1 protein-coding gene and 1 pseudogene are annotated in these 1,454 nt (G+C 63.2%); one reads left to right on the forward strand and one right to left on the reverse strand.

Annotated elements, in window-relative coordinates; all coding sequences use genetic code 11:
• A pseudogene (locus tag ENZ74_RS31590) lies at window positions 1–601 on the reverse strand (imidazolonepropionase); the annotation flags it as partial.
• A 98-nt stretch (window positions 602–699) separates the two neighbouring features.
• Here ENZ74_RS31590 and ENZ74_RS31595 point away from each other — a divergent pair.
• The coding region (locus ENZ74_RS31595; protein WP_164761394.1) for an amidohydrolase family protein at window positions 700–1,454 on the forward strand (755 nt) is incomplete at its 3' end.

Genomic DNA, 1,454 nt, shown 5'->3' on the forward strand with positions numbered 1-1,454 from the left:
GATCGATAAAGGCGTCCTTGTCACCCTTGGCTTCCGGCGGCAGCGCGTGGGCGCCGAGGAAGGTCGTGCGGATCGTCACCGGCCGCTGGTTGCCCAGCCGCCGTGCGGCACGCAGCGACTTCTTCTCGTTTTCGAGGTCCAGGCCGTAGCCTGATTTTACCTCCACGGTGGTTACGCCCTCGGCAATCAGCGCATCGAGGCGTGGCAGTGATTGGGTGACCAGTTCGCTCTCGCTGGCGGCGCGCAGCGACTTGACCGAGGAGACTATGCCGCCACCAGCCCGGGCGACCTCTTCATAAGTGGCGCCGGCCAGCCGCATCTCGAATTCGTTGGCGCGGTTGCCGGCATGGACCAGATGGGTGTGGCAGTCGATCAGGCCGGGTGTGATCCAGCGGCCCTCGCAATCAACCGTCTCGGCGCCCTGGGCAAGTGTCGGGGGCAGCTCCGACTCGGGGCCGGCATAAACAATGCGGCCGTCACGCGCAGCGACCGCGCCATGTTCGACGACGCCAAGTCCGGCAGACCCGTCGGCCATTGTCGTCAGCCGCGCATTGCGCCACAGACGAAGATCCCCTGCCCGGCTTTTGCTCTTTGCAGCCATCATCTTTTCCGTTTCAATCGATGACGATTATGTATATACATATTGAAACGCACTGCAAGTGCCTTCATCGCATGAGACACAGAGAACCGGAGAGAAAAGTGGCAGCGATCTTTGCGGAACAGGCGCTCCTTCCCGATGGCTGGCGCGAAAATGTGCGGCTTACCCTGGCCGAGGGACGCATCACAGCCGTTCAGCCTGGCGCTGCTGCGGCAGCCGGCGACGAACGTCACGCGATCCTGTTGCCCGGCATGCCCAATTTGCACAGCCACGCCTTCCAGCGCGGCATGGCCGGCCTTGCCGAGCTTCGCGGCCCCTCCGCCGACAGTTTCTGGAGCTGGCGCGAGGTGATGTACCGTTTCGCCCTGTCGATGACGCCCGATCAGGTCGAGGCGGTTGCCGCACAACTCTATGTCGAGATGCTGGAGGCCGGTTTTTCCCGCGTCGGCGAATTTCACTATCTGCATCACGACCGCGATGGAAAACCCTACGCCAACCTCGCCGAGATGGCCGAGCGCATTGCGGCCGCGGCCGGCGAGGCAGGCATCGGCCTGACGCTTTTGCCGGTGTTTTATGCGCACTCGTCTTTCGGCGGTGCCGCACCAAACGAAGGCCAGCGGCGATTCATCAACGATGTGAATCGATTCTCGCGGCTTGTTGAGAAATGCCGCGAATCGGTTCGCGCGTTGGATCAGGCTGTTGTCGGCGTCGCTCCGCACAGCCTTCGCGCCGCGACACCGGAAGAACTGATTGACGTGACTGCCCTGGCGCCGGACGGGCCTATCCACATCCACATTGCCGAGCAGGTGAAAGAAGTCGAGGATTGCCTTGCCTGGTCGGGCGCGCGGCCGGTCGA

Source organism: Mesorhizobium sp. M7A.F.Ca.CA.002.15.2.1 (assembly GCF_003998715.1).
Lineage (GTDB): Bacteria > Pseudomonadota > Alphaproteobacteria > Rhizobiales > Rhizobiaceae > Mesorhizobium > Mesorhizobium ciceri.